At 32.1% G+C, this 18,358-nt stretch carries 15 protein-coding genes; 9 read left to right on the plus strand and 6 right to left on the minus strand.

Annotated elements, in window-relative coordinates; all coding sequences use genetic code 11:
* Positions 1-7 precede the first annotated feature (7 nt).
* From G5V56_RS18005 to ctlX, 7 genes are all read left to right on the plus strand, one after another.
* Positions 8-751, plus strand: a complete 744-nt coding sequence (locus tag G5V56_RS18005) for a hypothetical protein (protein ID WP_166967754.1) — start codon at positions 8-10, stop codon at positions 749-751.
* Between the two features lie 54 nt (positions 752-805).
* Complete coding sequence (carA, locus tag G5V56_RS18010) at positions 806-1,912, plus strand: glutamine-hydrolyzing carbamoyl-phosphate synthase small subunit (protein ID WP_166967756.1); 1,107 nt, start codon at positions 806-808, stop codon at positions 1,910-1,912.
* Positions 1,913-2,061: 149 nt separating this feature from the next.
* A complete protein-coding gene (gene eno, locus G5V56_RS18015; RefSeq protein WP_166967758.1) occupies positions 2,062-3,351 on the plus strand; it encodes a phosphopyruvate hydratase in 1,290 nt (429 codons plus the stop codon).
* 194 nt (positions 3,352-3,545) lie between these two features.
* Entirely contained in the window at positions 3,546-4,856 is a 1,311-nt protein-coding gene (locus G5V56_RS18020) for a citrate (Si)-synthase (RefSeq protein ID WP_166967760.1), read from the plus strand.
* A 193-nt stretch (positions 4,857-5,049) separates the two neighbouring features.
* Complete coding sequence (locus tag G5V56_RS18025) at positions 5,050-6,336, plus strand: citrate synthase (RefSeq protein ID WP_166967762.1); 1,287 nt, start codon at positions 5,050-5,052, stop codon at positions 6,334-6,336.
* A gap of 63 nt (positions 6,337-6,399) precedes the next feature.
* Complete coding sequence (locus G5V56_RS18030) at positions 6,400-7,314, plus strand: dimethylarginine dimethylaminohydrolase family protein (protein ID WP_166967764.1); 915 nt, start codon at positions 6,400-6,402, stop codon at positions 7,312-7,314.
* Positions 7,315-7,398: 84 nt separating this feature from the next.
* On the plus strand, positions 7,399-8,337 hold the full coding sequence (gene ctlX / locus G5V56_RS18035; RefSeq protein WP_166967766.1) for a citrulline utilization hydrolase CtlX: 939 nt from the start codon (positions 7,399-7,401) through the stop codon (positions 8,335-8,337).
* A 2-nt stretch (positions 8,338-8,339) separates the two neighbouring features.
* Here ctlX and G5V56_RS18040 read toward each other — a convergent pair whose 3' ends face one another.
* Positions 8,340-10,397, minus strand: coding sequence for a tetratricopeptide repeat-containing sensor histidine kinase (locus G5V56_RS18040; RefSeq protein WP_166967768.1), 2,058 nt, complete (start codon positions 10,395-10,397; stop codon positions 8,340-8,342).
* A 541-nt stretch (positions 10,398-10,938) separates the two neighbouring features.
* Here G5V56_RS18040 and argS point away from each other — a divergent pair.
* The gene (gene argS / locus G5V56_RS18045) at positions 10,939-12,717 is read left to right on the plus strand and encodes an arginine--tRNA ligase (RefSeq protein WP_166967770.1); all 1,779 of its coding nucleotides are present in this window, start codon (positions 10,939-10,941) and stop codon (positions 12,715-12,717) included.
* 47 nt (positions 12,718-12,764) lie between these two features.
* Entirely contained in the window at positions 12,765-13,400 is a 636-nt protein-coding gene (locus tag G5V56_RS18050; RefSeq protein ID WP_166967772.1) for a cation transporter, read from the plus strand.
* A gap of 4 nt (positions 13,401-13,404) precedes the next feature.
* Here the strand turns inward: G5V56_RS18050 and G5V56_RS18055 are convergent, their stop codons facing one another.
* The 5 genes from G5V56_RS18055 to G5V56_RS18075 form a co-directional block, all read right to left on the minus strand.
* A complete protein-coding gene (locus tag G5V56_RS18055; protein WP_166967774.1) occupies positions 13,405-13,860 on the minus strand; it encodes a tRNA (cytidine(34)-2'-O)-methyltransferase in 456 nt (151 codons plus the stop codon).
* On the minus strand, positions 13,850-14,074 hold the full coding sequence (locus G5V56_RS18060; protein ID WP_166967776.1) for a hypothetical protein: 225 nt from the start codon (positions 14,072-14,074) through the stop codon (positions 13,850-13,852). Before G5V56_RS18060 ends, G5V56_RS18055 begins: the two co-directional genes overlap by 11 nt.
* 3 nt (positions 14,075-14,077) lie before the next feature.
* Positions 14,078-15,598, minus strand: a complete 1,521-nt coding sequence (locus G5V56_RS18065; RefSeq protein WP_166967778.1) for a carbon-nitrogen hydrolase family protein — start codon at positions 15,596-15,598, stop codon at positions 14,078-14,080.
* 83 nt (positions 15,599-15,681) lie between these two features.
* Positions 15,682-17,262: an MDR family MFS transporter gene (locus G5V56_RS18070; RefSeq protein ID WP_166967780.1), complete on the minus strand. Its 1,581-nt coding sequence runs from the start codon at positions 17,260-17,262 to the stop codon at positions 15,682-15,684.
* Between the two features lie 3 nt (positions 17,263-17,265).
* Positions 17,266-18,348, minus strand: coding sequence for an HlyD family secretion protein (locus tag G5V56_RS18075; protein WP_166967782.1), 1,083 nt, complete (start codon positions 18,346-18,348; stop codon positions 17,266-17,268).
* Positions 18,349-18,358 lie beyond the last annotated feature (10 nt).

Consider the following 18,358-nt stretch of genomic DNA (forward strand, 5'->3'; position numbering starts at 1 on the left):
ATTTAATATGTATAGATTAAATTATTTATTTTTATTCTTTACAATGACTTTGGGTTGTTTTGCTCAAACTGGTCTGCCAGGAACATCTAGACTTACGATAGGTTCTAAGGAATCAAACAGTCTTTTTGGGCTGAATATAATTGAATATGGTCGAGGAAAAACTAGTTCTAATAAGAATATTGAGGGAAGTGTATATCTTTTTAAAAACTGGAACAATTTAGCTAAGATATGGCTAAACGATAAGATATTTAATATTGATTTAATAAATTATAATTTACAGAATGAAAGGTTTGAAATAAAACTGGATAATGACTCTATTTTAATTGTTAACCCAATGGCTAACAAGGTTGAAAAAGTTATAGTTAACAATAGTGTATTTAAATCTTATTATAATAAAGAGTTGTTTAGAGATACTTTTTTTGAATTAATTTGGTTTTCTGATGATTATTCTCTGTTGTCAAATTATAAATTAAAAATTACTCCAGGTGATATCAACCCATTAACAAAGACTTATATTAATCCAAAAAAATATATTCATAATAGATCTTTTTATATCAAAAAAAGTAATGGCGAACAGATGACTCCTATAAAACTGAAGAAGTCAGAGATATTGAAATTAATAGATGATTTATATGTAAATCAGGTAAAAAGATTTGTTAAAAAAAGAAGGCTCAAGTATAATAAGGTGTCTGATGTCAAGGATGTATTGGCCTACTATGATTCTATAAAAAACTCCAAAAAGAAAGGATAAACTATTTTTAGTTTATCCTTTTTTTTTGCAATTTTGCCAAACCTTACGAAACAAATGAAATACCAAAAAAGACAAATAGCCATTATTTTATTAGCAGATGGAACCATTTTTTATGGAAAATCTGTAGGAAACAAACAAGGAACAGCTTTTGGAGAAGTCTGTTTTAATACTGGAATGACCGGTTATCAAGAAATTTTTACCGACCCTTCTTATTTTGGTCAGCTCATGGTAACTACCAATGCTCATATTGGAAACTATGGTACTAATGCTGATGAAGTCGAATCAGATTCTGTTAAAATAGCTGGGTTAATCTGTAAAAATTTTAGTTACGATTATTCACGTGACGCGGCCGATTCTTCATTAGAAGATTTTTTAAACACTAATAACTTGTTTGCTATTTCAGATGTAGATACACGAGCTTTGGTAAGTTATATAAGAGATCATGGCGCCATGAATGCTGTAATTACTACGGATGTTGATAATATTGATCAATTAAAACAACAGCTTTCTGAATTTCCTAGTATGAATGGCTTGGAATTAGCTTCAAAAGTGTCTACAAAAGAGCCTTACTATTTTGGCGATGAGAATGCAACATATAAGGTTTCTGCACTTGATATTGGAATTAAAAAGAATATTCTTAGAAATATTGCTAAGCGAGATATTTATGTCAAAGTATTTCCATACAACGCTACATTTGAAGATTTAGAATCTTTTAATCCAGATGGTTATTTTTTATCAAATGGACCAGGAGATCCAGAGCCATTGGTTGAAGCTCAAGCTTTAGCAAAAGAAATTATAAAACGAGATTTACCTCTTTTTGGAATTTGCTTGGGACATCAAGTTATAGCACTTGCCAACGGGGTTTCAACTTATAAAATGCATAATGGCCATAGGGGGATAAATCATCCTGTAAAAAATTTAAAAACTGGAAAAGGTGAAATTACTTCTCAAAATCATGGCTTTGCCGTTAATAGAGAAGAAGCAGAATCGAATCTAGATTTAGAAGTTACACATGTCCACTTAAATGATCATACAGTTGCTGGTTTAGCAATGAAATCTAAAAACTGTTTTTCAGTACAATATCATCCAGAGGCTAGTCCAGGACCACATGATTCGTCTTATCTTTTTGATCAGTTTATTGAAAACATTAAAAATAATTAACTAAAAGCCTTAAAAACCTAAATAATTTTTAAGGCTTTTGTGTTACTAAAACGTTATAGACTTTAATTTGTGTAATTCTTTAAAAATAGGTAAATTAAAAGAAGATTAAACCGTAAATTTGAATAATAAAAAGTTTAAAAATAGTACTTATGAGTATAATAATTAATATCCATGCTAGACAAATTCTAGATTCTAGAGGAAATCCTACTGTTGAAGTAGATGTTGTTACAGAAAATGATGTTTTAGGAAGAGCTGCAGTACCATCTGGAGCTTCTACAGGAGAGCACGAAGCCGTTGAATTAAGAGATGGTGGAAAAGCTTATATGGGAAAAGGTGTTTTAAAAGCAGTTGATAACGTAAATTCTATTATCGCTCCAGAATTATTAGGAACATCTGTATTCGAACAGAACTTAATCGATCAAATGATGATTGATTTAGATGGTACAAAAAATAAATCTAAATTAGGTGCTAACGCTATTTTAGGAGTGTCTTTAGCGGTTGCTAAAGCTGCTGCTGGAGAGTTAGGGTTGCCATTATACCGATACGTTGGTGGGGTTTCAGCAAACACGCTTCCAGTACCAATGATGAACATTATTAATGGAGGTTCTCATAGTGATGCGCCTATTGCGTTTCAAGAGTTTATGATTATGCCTGTAAAAGCTAAAAACTTTACACATGCTATGCAAATGGGAACTGAAATTTTCCATAATCTTAAAAAAGTATTACACGATAGAAACTTAAGTACTGCTGTAGGTGATGAAGGTGGTTTTGCACCAACGCTTGACGGTACTGAAGACGCTATTGAAACTATTGCAAAAGCTGTTAATAACGCTGGATATAAATTTGGAGAAGAAGTTAAGATTGCTTTAGATTGTGCTTCTGCTGAATTCTACGAAAACGGAAAATATAACTACAAAAAATTTGAAGGTGATACAGGTGTTGTAAGAACATCAAAAGAACAAGCAGATTATTTATCAGAATTGGTATCTAAATATCCAATCATTTCAATAGAAGATGGTATGGATGAGAACGATTGGGAAGGTTGGAAATATTTAACCGAACTTGTTGGTGATAAAGTCCAACTAGTTGGTGATGATTTATTTGTTACTAATGTTGAGCGTTTATCTCGAGGTATTGAAGAAGGTATTGCTAATTCAATCTTAATTAAAGTAAACCAAATAGGTTCTTTAACTGAAACTATTGCCGCTGTAAATATGGCTAAAAATGCTGGATATACAACAGTAATGTCGCATCGTTCAGGTGAAACTGAAGATAATACTATTGCTGATTTAGCTGTAGCATTGAATTGTGGACAAATTAAAACAGGTTCTGCATCACGTAGTGACCGTATGGCTAAATACAACCAATTACTTCGTATAGAAGAAGAACTTGGTGAAACAGCTTATTTTCCGCAAGAAAATGCTTTTAAAATAAAATAAAAGTAATACACTATATTTTAAAAAAAGCCAAATTCATTTGAATTTGGCTTTTTTTATGTTCTTATTTTTCATTTAGGTCATATGTAACAATTGTTACTTATCTGTTGTTTAGTGACATAAGTCATGTTTTAAATCTTAATTATATAATAAATTTAGAAGATAAACTCTTTGGGATAAACAAACAAACTAACATAATGAATAATTTAAAGGACAAATTATACGCTAAGATTCAGGAACATAGACCCAGAACTGCTAAACTTTTAGAAGAGCACGGAGATACAATTATTGATCATGTAACGGTTGCTCAAGTTATTGGCGGAATGCGAGGAATCAAAAGTCTGGTTACAGATATCTCTTATTTAGACCCTCTTGAAGGAATTCGTTATAGAGGATTTACATTACCAGAAGTTTTAGAGAAACTACCAAAGCCAGAAGGAGCAGATATGCCTTATGTAGAAGGACTATATTATTTATTACTTACTGGAGAAATGCCTACTAAAGAAGAAGTCAAATATTTAATGGTTGATTTTAAAAACAGAAGATTTATACCACGATATGTTTGGGATGTTATTGATGCGTTTCCTAGCAACAGTCACCCAATGGCTATTTTGTCGGCTGCAGTGATGAGTTTAGAAAGAGAATCTCATTTTAATACGAGTTATAAAAAAGGAATGAGTAAAATGGATTATTGGAGTTGTACATACGAAGATGCAACAAATCTGCTTGCTAAAATGCCTTTAATCGGTGCTTATATTTATAACAAACTTTACCATCCTGAAAAAGGGCATCGCTATCCGGATCCTTCATTAGATCTTGGTGGAAATTTTGCTTACATGATGGGAAAAGATAAACCATATGATGATGTTGCAAGAATGTATTTTATTATTCATGCAGATCATGAAAGTGGAAACGTAAGTGCTCATACAGGTCATTTAGTGGCTAGTTCTCTTTCAGATGTTTATTATGCAACATCAGCAATGATTAATGGATTAGCAGGACCTTTACACGGTTTAGCAAATCAAGAAGTGCTGAGATGGTTACAAGGCTTAAGAGAGCAGATGAATGGTGAAATTCCGTCAGATGAGGAAATGAAAAAATACGTATGGGAAACCTTAAATAGTGGTCAGGTAATACCAGGATATGGTCATGCCGTACTTCGTAAAACAGACCCTAGGTATACAGTTCAAAGAGAGTTTTGTTTAAAGCATATGCCAGATGACGAGTTATTTAAATATGTTGATGCCTTATATAAGGTTGTTCCAGATATTTTACAAGAACATGGCAAAGCTAAAAACCCTTGGCCAAATGTAGATGCCCAATCAGGTGTTGTACAATGGCATTATGGTGTGACCCAATATGATTTCTATACGGTATTATTTTCTATTGGAAGATCATTTGGTGTATTATCAAATATCATTTGGGATAGAGCTTTAGGATATTCATTAGAAAGGCCTAAATCAATTACAACAGAAATGTTAGAAGAGATGGTAAAAGCAAAAAATTAATGGTTGCCTTTCATTTAAGAATAAGTAAACAAACAATTTGATTTTTTAAATATTTTTAGCAAAAGCATTTATTTTTAATAAATGCTTTTTTTGTATAAAATTTAACCAATAATTATAGTTAGTAAATATAATTATAGTGGTTATTTTCGTAAATTAGCATTCCGCAAAAAAAGAAAAATTAATTTTATTATTTATGTCAGAAAAAGCTACTTTAGAATTAAATGGTCAAAAATATGATTTTCCATTAAAATCAGGAACAGAAAATGAAACTGCAATTGATATTTCTAGTTTACGAAATAGTACTAAAGGAATTATCACATTAGACTCTGGTTTTAAAAATACAGGTTCTTGCGAAAGTGCTATAACATTTTTGGACGGTGAAAAAGGTATTTTAAGATATAGAGGCTATTCTATTGAAGAATTAGCTGAAAAAGCTGATTTTTTGGAAGTAGCATACCTTTTAATTTTTGGAGAACTACCAACACAAGAACAAAATCTTAAGTTCCATAATGATATTAAGGCTCAGTCTGTTGTAGATGAAGATGTTAAAAAAATATTAGATGCGTTTCCAAAAACGGCACATCCAATGGGAGTTTTGTCCTCACTTACTAGTGCTTTGACTGCATTCAACCCATCTTCAGTAAATGTCAATTCTGAAGAAGATATGTATAAAGCTATTGTTAAGATTATGGGGAAATTCCCTGTTCTTGTAGCTTGGACGCTTAGAAAAAAGAATGGATTACCATTAGATTACGGAGAAAAAAATATAGGATATGTAGAAAATGTCTTAAAAATGATGTTTAAACAACCTAATGAAGATTATGTTCAAAATAAAGTATTAATTGAGGCTTTAGATAAATTATTAATTCTCCATGCAGATCACGAACAAAATTGCTCTACCTCTACAGTAAGAATAGTAGGGTCTTCTCATGCCGGATTATTTGCCTCGCTTTCTGCAGGGATTTCCGCACTTTGGGGACCGCTTCATGGAGGTGCTAACCAAGCCGTTTTAGAAATGCTTGAAGCTATTAAGGCAGATGATGGTGATACTAAAAAGTATATGGCTAAAGCCAAAGATAAAAATGATCCATTCAGATTAATGGGATTTGGTCATAGAGTTTATAAAAATTTCGATCCTAGAGCAAGAATTATTAAGAAAGCAGCAGATGAAGTATTAGAAGATTTAGGTATTGAAGATCCAATTTTAGATATTGCAAAAGGATTAGAACAAGAAGCCTTAAAAGACCCTTACTTTGTAGATCGTAAATTATATCCAAATGTAGATTTTTATTCTGGAATTATTTATAGAGCTATGGGTATACCAACTGATATGTTTACCGTTATGTTCGCATTAGGTCGCTTACCTGGTTGGATTGCACAATGGAGAGAAATGAGATTGAATAATGAACCTATAGGAAGACCAAGACAACTTTATGTTGGAGCTACTGAAAGGTCTTTTGTTGAGGTTGATAAAAGATAAATTTACTTTATAATTATATCAAAGGCTTCATATTTTATATGAAGCTTTTTTTATCTTAGCTCTATGATAAAACTAAATATAAAAAATGAAACATCACGTTTGCGTGCTGTTGTTTTAGGAACCGCAGAGAGCAATGGGCCAGTACCCAAAGTAGAAGATTGTTATGATCCTAAAAGTATTCAGCATGTAAAAGCAGGGACGTATCCAAAAGAAGCCGATATGATTTTGGAAATGGAATCTGTTGCTGCTGTTTTTAAAAAGTATGACGTTCAGGTATATCGGCCAGAAGTGATAAAAGATTGTAATCAAATTTTTTCACGCGATATAGCATTTGTCATAGAAGATAAAATTATAAGAGCTAATATTTTGCCCAATAGAGATGAAGAAATTCATGCTATTGATTATTTGTGGAATCAAATAGCACCTGAAAATAGGATTATTTTACCTGAAGAATGTCATGCTGAAGGAGGCGATGTTATGCCCTGGAATGACTATATATTTATAGGGACTTACTCTAGTGACGATTATGCAGATTATATTACCGCCAGAACTAATATGGATGCGGTAATTGCTATACAGGAGTTGTTTCCAAACAAAACGGTTAAGAGTTTCGAATTGAGAAAATCAAATACAGATCCAAAGGAAAATGCACTTCATTTAGATTGTTGTTTTCAACCTATAGGAAAAGGTAAAGCGATTCTTCATAAAAATGGATTTCTAATAGAACGGGAATATGAATGGCTAGTAGACTTTTTTGGCAAAGACAATATTTTTGAAATCACTAAAGAGGAAATGTATAATATGAACAGTAATGTGTTTTCAATTTCTGAAAGCGTTATTATTTCTGAACAAAATTTCACACGTTTAAACACATGGTTACGTGAGCAAGGTTTTACCGTTGAAGAAGTACCTTATGCAGAAATAGCCAAACAAGAAGGCTTGTTACGTTGTTCTACACTGCCGTTGATTAGAGATTGAGTTTTGTGAAGTTGCAAAAAGAGATCTTTAAATTCTACTTATCAAAACAATTAGTTTTACTTTTGCATCATAAAATTTTCATTAATGCAACAAACTACAAATACAATTTTAATGGTTCGTCCTGTTAACTTTAGGATGAATGAACAAACAGCCGTCAATAATTATTACCAAAAGGAATTAAATAGTTTATTGCCAGCAGCAGTTAATGCTAAAGCACAAAAGGAATTTGATGACTTTGTTGAAAAGCTTCAAAATAAAGGTGTCAATGTAATTGTAGTTAATGATATAAAAGAGAGTGATACGCCAGATTCTATTTTCCCAAATAATTGGGTGTCTTTTCATGAAAACGGTACTGTTGGTTTATATCCCATGTTTGCCGAAAATCGACGTTTAGAGCGTCGTGAAGATATTTTAGAAACTTTAGAGAAATCAGGTTTTATTATTCACAATATTATTGATTATACAAGTGCCGAGGATGAATCTATTTTTCTTGAAGGAACGGGTAGTTTGTTGTTGGATAGAGTTCATAGAAAAGCCTATTGTGCGTTATCACCAAGAGCAGATGAAGATTTGTTGATTGAGTTTTGTGAAGATTTTGAATATACGCCAGTAATTTTTACAGCAAATCAAACGGTTAATGGAGAACGAAAAGCCATATACCATACCAATGTTATGATGTGCCTTGGAGAAACATTCGCTGTTATTTGTTTATCTAGTATTGATGATAAAAAAGAACGTAAAAATGTTATCAAGCACTTAAAAGAAGATAGTAAAACAATTATTGATATTACGGAAGCTCAAGTCAATAATTTTGCTGGTAATATGTTACAAGTAAAAGGTGTAAATGGTGACTTATATTTAATTATGAGCCAATCAGCTTATGATTCATTATCAAAAACTCAACTAGAAACTTTAAATAAACATAATACAAGTATTATATCTAGTTCTTTAGAAACCATAGAAACTTGTGGTGGTGGAAGTGCAAGATGTATGATGGCTGAAGTGTTTTTGCCAAAGGCTTAGACTTATACCGGTTTAGATTTTGGAAGTTGTACATAAAAAGTACTACCAACATTTAAATTACTTTCTACCCATATTTTACCATGGTTTAATTCTACCAATTCTTTACAAATTGATAAACCAAGACCTGTTCCTTTTTCATTTTTAGTGCCAATGGTGCTAAAGGAATTACTTTTAAAAAGTTTATCTATATTTTCTTTAGAGATGCCAACACCTGTATCAGCAACACTTATAATACAACTTCCGTTACTAATATGATTTGAAATTGTAATAGAATCCCCTTTTTTACAGAATTTTGTAGCATTGGCCAGTAGATTTTGAATGACTATTTCAAACATACTTTTATCTGCATAGGCAAAATCACGTAATGAATGGTCTATTAAATCAATACCTTTGCTTTCTAACCGTTGTTCAATTAATTTTATTTTATCTTCAAAAACTTCTTGAACGTCAAACAAACTAGGATTAGGTTCTAAAGATTGCATTTGTGATTTAGACCAGTTAAGTAAATTGAATAATAATAACGATGCATTATTTGCATTTTCACTTAATTCAGGTATTAAATTATCAAATTCTTCTCTTGTTAATGATCCATCTTTTAATAAATCTATAAAACCATTAATGGATGACAGCGAGTCTTTTAAATCATGAGAAACAATAGAGAATAGTTTGTCTTTTACATTATTTACATTTTCAAGATGTTCTGTCTGCTCTTGAAAAGCTTTGTTTTGTAATTCTATTTTAATATTCTTTTCTTCTAATTCTTGAGTGTATTTTATACTGTTATTTCGCTTTAAGAATATTAAAACTAAAAATGTTGAAACGATAGCTAATGCAGCCAACAACGCATAAAATATTAATTTAAAACGATTGTATTTTTCTTTGCTTTCTAGATCTCCTCCTTTTGGAATTTTTATAGAATCTGGATTGACAATATTAGTTTCAAAATCAGGATTTAACTCAAGACTAGCATTGGTTATGGAGTCTTTATCAATGTCCTTTTTTTCAAGACTATCTTTTAAATCATAATATTTACGTTGCCATAAAAAGGCAGCTTCAAATTTGTTTCTGGTAGAATCTAAGGCCTTCATTAATTTATAATGCCTTAGTAAACCAGGTTTGTCATCAATAGATTTAGCTAGTGCGCCAGCTTCCATTAGTTGGTCTTCTGCTGTAATAAACTTTCCTTGGTTTAAATTTAACTCACCAAGATTGTTTAATGCAATTGTTAAGCCTAATTTGTTATTAGATTTTCTATTAAGTCTTAAACCCTGAAGCAAATACTTAGCAGCAGTATCATAATCATTAAACTTAAGATATTCTCCTCCTAACTTTGGTAATATATTACCTCGAATAGAATCATTGGAATCTCCAACATTTTCAAGGACGGTTTCATAATATTCAATAGATTTTCTATACTCTTTTTGGAACGAATACATTTCTGCTAAACGACTATTAGATTCAATAATACCATCCTTATTTCTTAGTCGTTTTTGTAATTGAAGTGCTTTTAAATAGTATTCAATACCTTTATCAAAAGCATTCATTTTATAATATGCTCTGGCTGCATTGTTATATGCTGAAGAGAGTTCAATATACAAATGATGTTTGTCTAATTCGTCAATGGCAGCTAAAGAGTATTGTAAACCTTTAACATAATTGCCTCTATCGATTTCAATTAAACCAATACTGTTATTTACTTTTGCTATTCCAAGAGTATCTTTTAATTGACTAAATAGTGTTTTTGCTTTGGCATAGCCAGTTACTGCATTGATATAATCATTTTTACTTGCATAAATTAACGACTTGTAGTAGGTAACTTTAGCAATACCTCTAGTATAGTTTTCGCTAATCGAAAGTTTTTCACTTTCAATAATATACTTTAAAGCTCTATCATAATCCTTAATATCATAAAGCCTTTTAATAAGTTTTAATGACGTTTCAACTTTAGAAGTATCTGATTCTTGAAATGCTAATTCTATGGAAAGACTATCTATCTCCTTGGTTTGAGAGAAACCAAAGAACACCGATAAAAGTAAAATCAAAGTAATTATTTTCCCCATACAATTATTTGAATACAACCAATAATATTATAATCATAGAACGCTTCTTATTGAGGGAATTAAGACTATTCTAGTTAGTTGTACTATCGTTATTTTAAAAAATCTAATATTAGAGCGTAATAGCAATACATAAACAAAAGTTGTAAAAACCCTTTTAAAAATCTAATTTCAGCGTTTTACTACCAATAAATTAGATTAAATGAATTTGATTTTTTAACAAAAAATCGACGAATAGATAAACGGCAAAAATCATAGAAAAAAAGCATGTGCGAAAATTTTAAATCATAATTTCAGATTAATTTTTTATTGTTTTAACAGTATTTTAAAGCATAAAGATTCTTTTAATTTAATCAGAAGGTTTAATCATGTTTTTATAGTTGATATTTTTAAAAATTTATATACTAACAACGAACAAACTTTTCTTTGTAAAACTTACTTTTTAAACAGAAATATTTCATTCTCTCTCGATTTATTAAAATTGATTTTTCTAAACAGACGTTAATAAAAGTTTTATCTTTGCACCCTTAAAAACTTATAATTAATGAGCCTTCAAGAGACATTATCACATCAGGTTATAAAAGCAGTACAATCAACGTATCATGTTGTTTTAGATACTATAGAATTTCAAGCAACTCGCAAAGAATTTGCTGGAGATATTACTGTTGTTATTTTTCCTATGCTTCGATTTTTTAAAGGAAATCCTGTTCAAATAGGAACCGATATTGGCAATTATTTAGTAGAGAATGTAGATGAAGTTAAGGCTTTTAATGTGGTTAAAGGGTTTTTAAATATTGAAATTGAAGATGGTTATTATCTTAATTTTTTTAATAGTGTAAACGATGAAGCGCATTTTGGTTTTAAATCTCCAGATGAAAATGAAGCGGCTATTATGGTGGAATATTCATCACCAAATACCAACAAACCGCTGCATTTAGGACATATTAGAAACAATTTATTAGGTTATAGTGTTGCCGAAATTTTAAAGGCTTCAGGCAAGAAAGTTTATAAAACCCAAATTATAAACGACAGAGGAATTCATATTTGTAAAAGTATGTTGGCTTGGAAGCGTTTTGGAAATGGTGAAACTCCAGAAAGCACAGGTTTAAAAGGCGATAAACTGGTCGGGAATTATTACGTGAAGTTTGACCAGGAATATAAAAAAGAAGTTAAAGAGTTAGTTGAAAAAGGAATTTCTGAAGAAGAGGCTAAAAAACAAGCACCTATTTTACTTGCAGCTCAAGATATGTTGTTGAAATGGGAAGCTGGAGATGAAGAAACCGTGACGCTTTGGAAGATGATGAACGGTTGGGTATATGAGGGTTTTGATATGACGTATAAAAATTTAGGAGTAGATTTTGATGTCTTGTACTTTGAAAGTAATACCTATTTATTAGGAAAAGAGTTTGTTGCCGAAGGATTAAAATCTGGCGTGTTTTTTAAAGAAGACGATGGATCTGTTTGGTGCGATTTAACCGAAGATGGATTAGATAAAAAAATTGTACAGCGTGCAGATGGTACGGCCGTTTATATGACCCAAGATATTGGTACTGCTATTCAGCGTATTAAAGATTATCCAGATGTAGGAGGGATGGTTTATACCGTTGGGAACGAACAAGACTATCACTTTAAAGTCTTATTTTTAATCTTGAAAAAGCTTGGATTTGAATGGGCTAAAAACTTATATCATTTAAGTTATGGTATGGTAGATTTGCCTTCTGGAAAAATGAAGAGTAGAGAAGGAACCGTAGTTGATGCCGACGATTTAATTGATGAAATGGCATCTACAGCGGGAGAAATTTCAGAAGAACTCGGGAAACTTGATGGCTATTCAAATGACGAAAAGCAAGAACTTTATAAAACCATAGGGTTGGGAGCTTTAAAATATTTTATCTTAAAGGTAGATCCTAAAAAACGAATCCTTTTCGATCCTAAAGAATCTATAGACTTTCAAGGAAATACAGGGCCTTTTATTCAATATACCTATGCCAGAATACAATCTATTATTCGCAAAGCAGATTTTGATACAATAAAAGAAGTAACTGAGATCGCGCTTCACGAAAAGGAAAAGGAACTGATTAAACAGTTACAGCAGTTTCCTGAAGTCATTCAAAATGCAGCGGAAACTCATAGTCCGGCCTTGATAGCCAATTATACCTACGATTTGGTAAAAGAATTTAATTCGTTTTATCAGAACGTTTCTATTTTAGGTGCCGAAAATGAGAATGAAAAATTGTTTCGAGTTCAGCTTTCAAAAAAAGTAGCTTTAACAATAAAAAATGCGTTTAGTTTGCTGGGTATTGATGTACCAGAACGAATGTAAAATTCTTATTTTTAGTATATTAAAGGCAATAATCTAAATATATTGTTATGAATTCTCACGAGAAATTATATAAGATAGCATTTTGGTTAGCTGTTTTTACGATTGTTTATAATATTGTAGAAGGTATTATTTCTACGTATTTAGGGTTTGAAGATGAAAGTTTAACCTTATTTGGTTTTGGTTCGGATAGTTTTATTGAAGTCATTTCAGGATTAGGAATTGCTCATATGATTATTAGAATTAAAAAAAATCCTAATAGCAAGAGGGATAACTTTGAAAGAACTGCTTTAAGAATTACAGGTTTTGCTTTTTATATGCTTGTTTTAGGTTTAGTTATTACAAGTGTTTACAATATTTGGATTAATCATAAACCTATAACGACATTTTGGGGATTAGTAATATCGGTTATTTCTATCATCGTTATGTTGGGATTAGTGCTCTGGAAGAGAAGCGTTGGAAGGCAATTAAAATCAGAACCTATTTTGGCGGATGCCAATTGTACAATGGTATGCATATACATGTCTGTTATTTTATTAGTCAGTAGTGGTTTGTATGAATTATTTCAGATATCTTATATAGATAGTATAGGTACTTTAATCCTTTCTTATTTTGCGTTTAAAGAAGGCAAGGAATGTTTTGAAAAAGCCAATAGCGACACCTACTGTAGTTGCCAAAAACACTAAAAACTTATTTTTTTAGATATTTTAGACCTTCATAAACAACAATACCCACAGCATTGGCTAAGTTTAGGCTTCTAACATGGTTGTTATATAATGGAATTTTAAAAAGATTTTCTGAATGAGTTTCTGTCACCTGTTTAGGCAATCCTACAGACTCTTTTCCAAATACCAAAAATAGATTGTCTTCAAATGGAATATCCCAATGATTTTTTGTTCCGTGGCTGGAGAGAAATACCATCTTTTCATTTTTGTTTACATTGAAAAACTCTTCTATATTTTCATAAAAGACAACGTCTAAGTGTTGCCAATAATCAAGTCCAGCGCGTTTTAAACGCGTATCATCAATTTCGAAACCAAATGGTTTTACCAAATGTAATTTGGAATCTGAAGCGAGTGCTAATCTTCCAATATTACCTGTGTTATTGGGTATTTCGGGTTCAATGAGAACGATGTTAAGCGCCATTCTTTTTTACTAATTTTAGAATAATAATTCTAATTAAAAGAATAAACGGAAACCCATGAAGTACGGTGTCGAACCAATCCATAAGTTGCATGCCTTTAGCACCACCGGCAATCCAACGAAGTTTACCTATTATATGCGGTTCTGGAAAAAAGGGAGCCAAGCCTAAAGTTAGGCAGAGCAACAAAATGATTTTCCAATTATTAAATGGTGACATGCGTTATTTCTTTTTTAATTCAAATATATCTTTTCGACGATCTTTAAGATTTCTCACACTACCAAACTGATTTAATTCTCGCAACAAATCAATATCGACATCAGCAATTAAAATCATTTCTGTATTCTGTGTAGCTTCAGCTTTTACACCATTGGTAGGAAAGGCAAAATCGCAAGGCGTAAATACCATAGATTGTGCAAATTGTATATCCATGTTTTGAACCTTCGGCAAATTACCCACACTTCCGGCAATGGCAACATAACATTCATTTTCAATGGCTCTTGCCTGAGCGCAATGTCTTACACGTGAAAATCCGTTTTGTGTATCGGTTAAAAAAGGCACAAATAAAATGTCCATCCCTTCATCTGCCAATAATCTGCTTAATTCAGGAAATTCAGAATCGTAACAGATTAAAATGCCGATTTTACCACAATCGGTATCAAAGGCTTTTAATTGGTTACCACCAACCATGCCCCAAACCTTCGCTTCATCTGGCGTCACATGAAGTTTTTCATAGCGTTCCATACTGCCATCGCGTCGGCATAAATAACCCGCGTTATGAAGTTTTCCATCAACCATTTCTGGCATGCTACCTGTAATGATATTGATGTTATATGAAATGGCTAATTTGGAAAAACGTTGTACAATTTCATCGGTATGTTTTGCTAACTCTCGAATAGCTTCAGGCGTCGATAAATGGTTGTTCTCGGCCATTAAGGGGGCGTTAAAAAACTCAGGGAATAATGCGAAATCACTTCTGTAACCCGATACGGCGTCAACAAAAAATTCAGCTTGCTGCATCAAGTCGTCCATGTTTTTGTATAAACGCATTTGCCATTGGACTAAACCAAGTCTAACTATTTTTTTTATGGTTGAAGCCTTCTTGTTTTGCTTTTCGTAATAGATATTATCCCATTCTAAAAGAACCGCATAATCTTGAGATGATGCATCACCTTCCAAATAATTCTTTAGAATTCTAGCGGGATGAAAATCGTTTGAGATTTGAAAGTTTAAAACGGGATCGTGAATTTCTTTGCGTCTTACTTTTTCAATATATTGTTTTGGTGTTAATGTATCTGAATGTTTATGATAGTTAGGTATTCTGCCGCCAAAGGCTAACCCTTTAAGATTCAGACGTTCGCAAAGCTCTTTTCTGTAATCATATAAGCGACGACCTAAACGGAGCCCTCTAAACTCTGGTTTTATAAAAACATCGATACCATAAATAATATCACCATCTTTCGTGTGCGTGTTAAAGGTATAGTTTCCTGTAATTTGTTTGTATGTATGGTTATCGTCAAATTTGTCATAATCAACAATAATTGACAGCGCGCATCCTGCAATATGATTATTTATTTTTATAACTACCTGACCTTCAGGGAATTTTTTGATTAATGTCCTGATGTGGTCTTCATCCCAAATAGCATCAGGCATCGTGGTATAAGATTCTATCATTGCTTTTTTAAGCTCTTGATAGTCATCTAAATTTAAATAAGTTAACTCAATGTTTTCAATATCTTTCATAGCAATCAATATAATAAAAAAGAATCATCAAATAAAGTGAATTTTCATGCTAATATCTTAAATAAGTGAAAATATTAATTTCTTTAGTGAGCGTTACTAATTTCTCCAACTTTACCAGCATTTTTTCTGATGAGTAATACAAAAGGAACACAGATTAAAAATAACACACCAAGGAACAAAAACACATCCATATACGATAGTACAGTAGCTTGTTTTGTTACTGTAAAATCTAACATTTTATAAGCCTTATCCAACGCTTCATTAAACGAATATCCTTTGCTAATAAATAATTGCTGTAAACCATGAATTCGTTCTTGTACTTTAAAATTAATAGCACTTATGTTTGGTAATAAATCTACACGGTGTTGTTGTGTTGTCCGTGCAATAAACGTAGTAATAATAGCGATACCAAAGGACCCTCCTAATTGCCTGGTCATACCTGTAAAAGCAGCGCCATCACCTATGTCTTTACCTTTTAAAGTAGAAAGTGATAATGTGGTAATTGGTACAAATAATAATCCCAGACCAACACCTCTAACAACTAGAGGCCAAAAGAAATGTTCTGTTCCTGTATCAGGTGTCATTACAAGAAACATCCAAAGACTGTAAATGAAAAAAATAGAGAAACCAGCGGTTACCAAATATTTTTGAGGAACACCATTTTGTAACATCTTTCCAATAAAAGGCATCATAATACCGGTAGTAATCGAACTTGGAATTAGCATTAAACCAGCATCTGTCGCCGTAAATCCTAAAATTGATTGTGTGTATATTGGTATGATGAATGTTGACCCATACAAACCAAACCCTAAAATAAAAGTCATAAGAGTTCCAATTCTTAGGTTGCCATCTTTAAGAACTCGTAAATTCACTATTGGGTTATCATAGGTCAATTCTCGCCAAATAAATAGTATTAACCCAAAAAGGGAAGCAATGCTTAAACTTAGTATTACAGAATCCTCAAACCAATCGTCTTGTTGTCCGTGTTCTAAAACAAATTGTAAAGAACCTATAAACATGGCTAAAAGAAATATACCTAACCAATCTACTTGTTTAGCTTTTAATTTTGAACCATATTTTGGGCTTCTAACATATAGAATTGTTAAAAATGTGGCTAAGATACCAATAGGTAAGTTGATATAAAATATGTAAGGCCACGAGTAATTATCTACAAGATAACCACCCAAGGGAGGGCCAAGTGTTGGCCCAACAATAATACCCATACCGTAAATAGCTTGTGCCATACCACGTTTTGCTATTGGATAACTCTCTGTAATAATGGTTTGTGCTGTTACTAATAAAGCACCACCACCTAAACCTTGTATGAATCTAAAAGTTACTAATTCCCAAATATTATCGGCATTACCACATAAAAAAGAGGCGGCCGTAAAAATAATGATGGATGTTGCAAAATAGTTTCGCCTTCCAAATTGTTTGGATAACCAGCTTGTCATTGGTATGATAATAACATTGGCAATTGCATATGCCGTAATTACCCATGCTATTTCTGTTAATGAAGCTCCTAAGCTACCTCGCATATCATTCAATGCTACATTAACAATAGTAGTGTCTACTATTTCTAACAGAGCACATAAAATAGCTGTTATGGTTATTATGACACGTCTAAAGCCGTATTCAACTAAGTCGTTTTCGTCTTGTTGCATGATTTATTTTAAATGGACATCTACAACTACATTCATCCCAGAACGTAGTTTTTGTAATTTTTTTGAGTTGTTATTTTTTGTAAAGTCTATTTTAACAGGTAAACGTTGAATTGTTTTTACGAAGTTTCCAGTTGCATTGTCTGGCGGTAGTAAAGAAAAACGGGCACCTGTAGCGGGTGAAAATGCCGACACTTTGGCTTCAAATTTTTCATTTGGATAGGCATCTGCAAGCACTGTTACGGTCTGTCCAATTTTCATTTTTTCAAGTTGTGTTTCTTTGAAATTAGCGACTACCCATCTGTTTTCTGTATTTACTAAGTAAAATAATGATTGACCAGGTTGTACAAATTGACCAGGTTGCAAACTTACGTTTGATAATTGACCATCAATAGGTGCTGTAACTATGGTGTAACTTAAATTAAGTTTTGCTGCATCAACTTGCGCTTCTGCACTTTTCACATTCGCTTCTGCAACAGAAACTTGCTCTTCAGAAATATGGGTTTGTTGTGAAGCTGCATTTTGCTGACTTTGAGTTGCTTTTTTCTGACTTTCCAACATTTTAACTTGTTGTTCGGCCTCCTTTTTAGCAGCTAAAGCCTGTTCATATTGCTGAGCCGTAATAGAATGGTTGTTGTACAAATTTTGATACCGTTCAAAATCATTCGTAGCCCGCCATAATTTGGTTTTCGCAGTTTCAATATTATTGTAAGCAGAATTTACTTGAGCTGCTACTGTTGCAGTATTGGCTTTATACGAATCAATACTTACTTTTGAAACCGACAAGCCACTTTTTGCAGCAGCTAAATTAGCTTCAGCCTGTTCAAGCTTTACAATGTAATCTCTATCATCTATAACAAACAAAGTGTCCCCTTTTTTTACGCGCTGATTATCGGTTACGTATACGTTTTTAATAAAGCCACCAACATGAGGAATTATTGGATTCATGTTTGCTTGAATTTGGGCATCATCGGTTTCTTCGTGAGACAGTGAATGTATTATTTTATAACCGCCATAAATTAGACCTATAAGGACTAATGTTGAAATAATTATGATGAATTTTTTATTGGTTTTTTTCTTTGTTTCCATTCTAATAAAA

This window comes from Yeosuana marina (assembly GCF_011762485.1).
Lineage (GTDB): Bacteria > Bacteroidota > Bacteroidia > Flavobacteriales > Flavobacteriaceae > Yeosuana > Yeosuana marina.

Excerpts from the sequence above, each read along its gene's own strand:
- G5V56_RS18070 (WP_166967780.1), bottom strand. The coding sequence starts at position 17,262 with ATGCAACAAGACGAAAACGACTTAGTTGAATACGGCTTTAGACGTGTC.
- G5V56_RS18030 (WP_166967764.1), top strand. The coding sequence starts at position 6,400 with ATGATAAAACTAAATATAAAAAATGAAACATCACGTTTGCGTGCTGTT.
- G5V56_RS18060 (WP_166967776.1), bottom strand. The coding sequence starts at position 14,074 with ATGTCACCATTTAATAATTGGAAAATCATTTTGTTGCTCTGCCTAACT.
- ctlX (WP_166967766.1), top strand. The coding sequence starts at position 7,399 with ATGCAACAAACTACAAATACAATTTTAATGGTTCGTCCTGTTAACTTT.
- G5V56_RS18040 (WP_166967768.1), bottom strand. The coding sequence starts at position 10,397 with ATGGGGAAAATAATTACTTTGATTTTACTTTTATCGGTGTTCTTTGGT.
- carA (WP_166967756.1), top strand. The coding sequence starts at position 806 with ATGAAATACCAAAAAAGACAAATAGCCATTATTTTATTAGCAGATGGA.
- G5V56_RS18065 (WP_166967778.1), bottom strand. The coding sequence starts at position 15,598 with ATGAAAGATATTGAAAACATTGAGTTAACTTATTTAAATTTAGATGAC.
- argS (WP_166967770.1), top strand. The coding sequence starts at position 10,939 with ATGAGCCTTCAAGAGACATTATCACATCAGGTTATAAAAGCAGTACAA.
- G5V56_RS18025 (WP_166967762.1), top strand. The coding sequence starts at position 5,050 with ATGTCAGAAAAAGCTACTTTAGAATTAAATGGTCAAAAATATGATTTT.
- G5V56_RS18075 (WP_166967782.1), bottom strand. The coding sequence starts at position 18,348 with ATGGAAACAAAGAAAAAAACCAATAAAAAATTCATCATAATTATTTCA.
- G5V56_RS18020 (WP_166967760.1), top strand. The coding sequence starts at position 3,546 with ATGAATAATTTAAAGGACAAATTATACGCTAAGATTCAGGAACATAGA.
- G5V56_RS18050 (WP_166967772.1), top strand. The coding sequence starts at position 12,765 with ATGAATTCTCACGAGAAATTATATAAGATAGCATTTTGGTTAGCTGTT.
- G5V56_RS18005 (WP_166967754.1), top strand. The coding sequence starts at position 8 with ATGTATAGATTAAATTATTTATTTTTATTCTTTACAATGACTTTGGGT.
- G5V56_RS18055 (WP_166967774.1), bottom strand. The coding sequence starts at position 13,860 with ATGGCGCTTAACATCGTTCTCATTGAACCCGAAATACCCAATAACACA.
- eno (WP_166967758.1), top strand. The coding sequence starts at position 2,062 with ATGAGTATAATAATTAATATCCATGCTAGACAAATTCTAGATTCTAGA.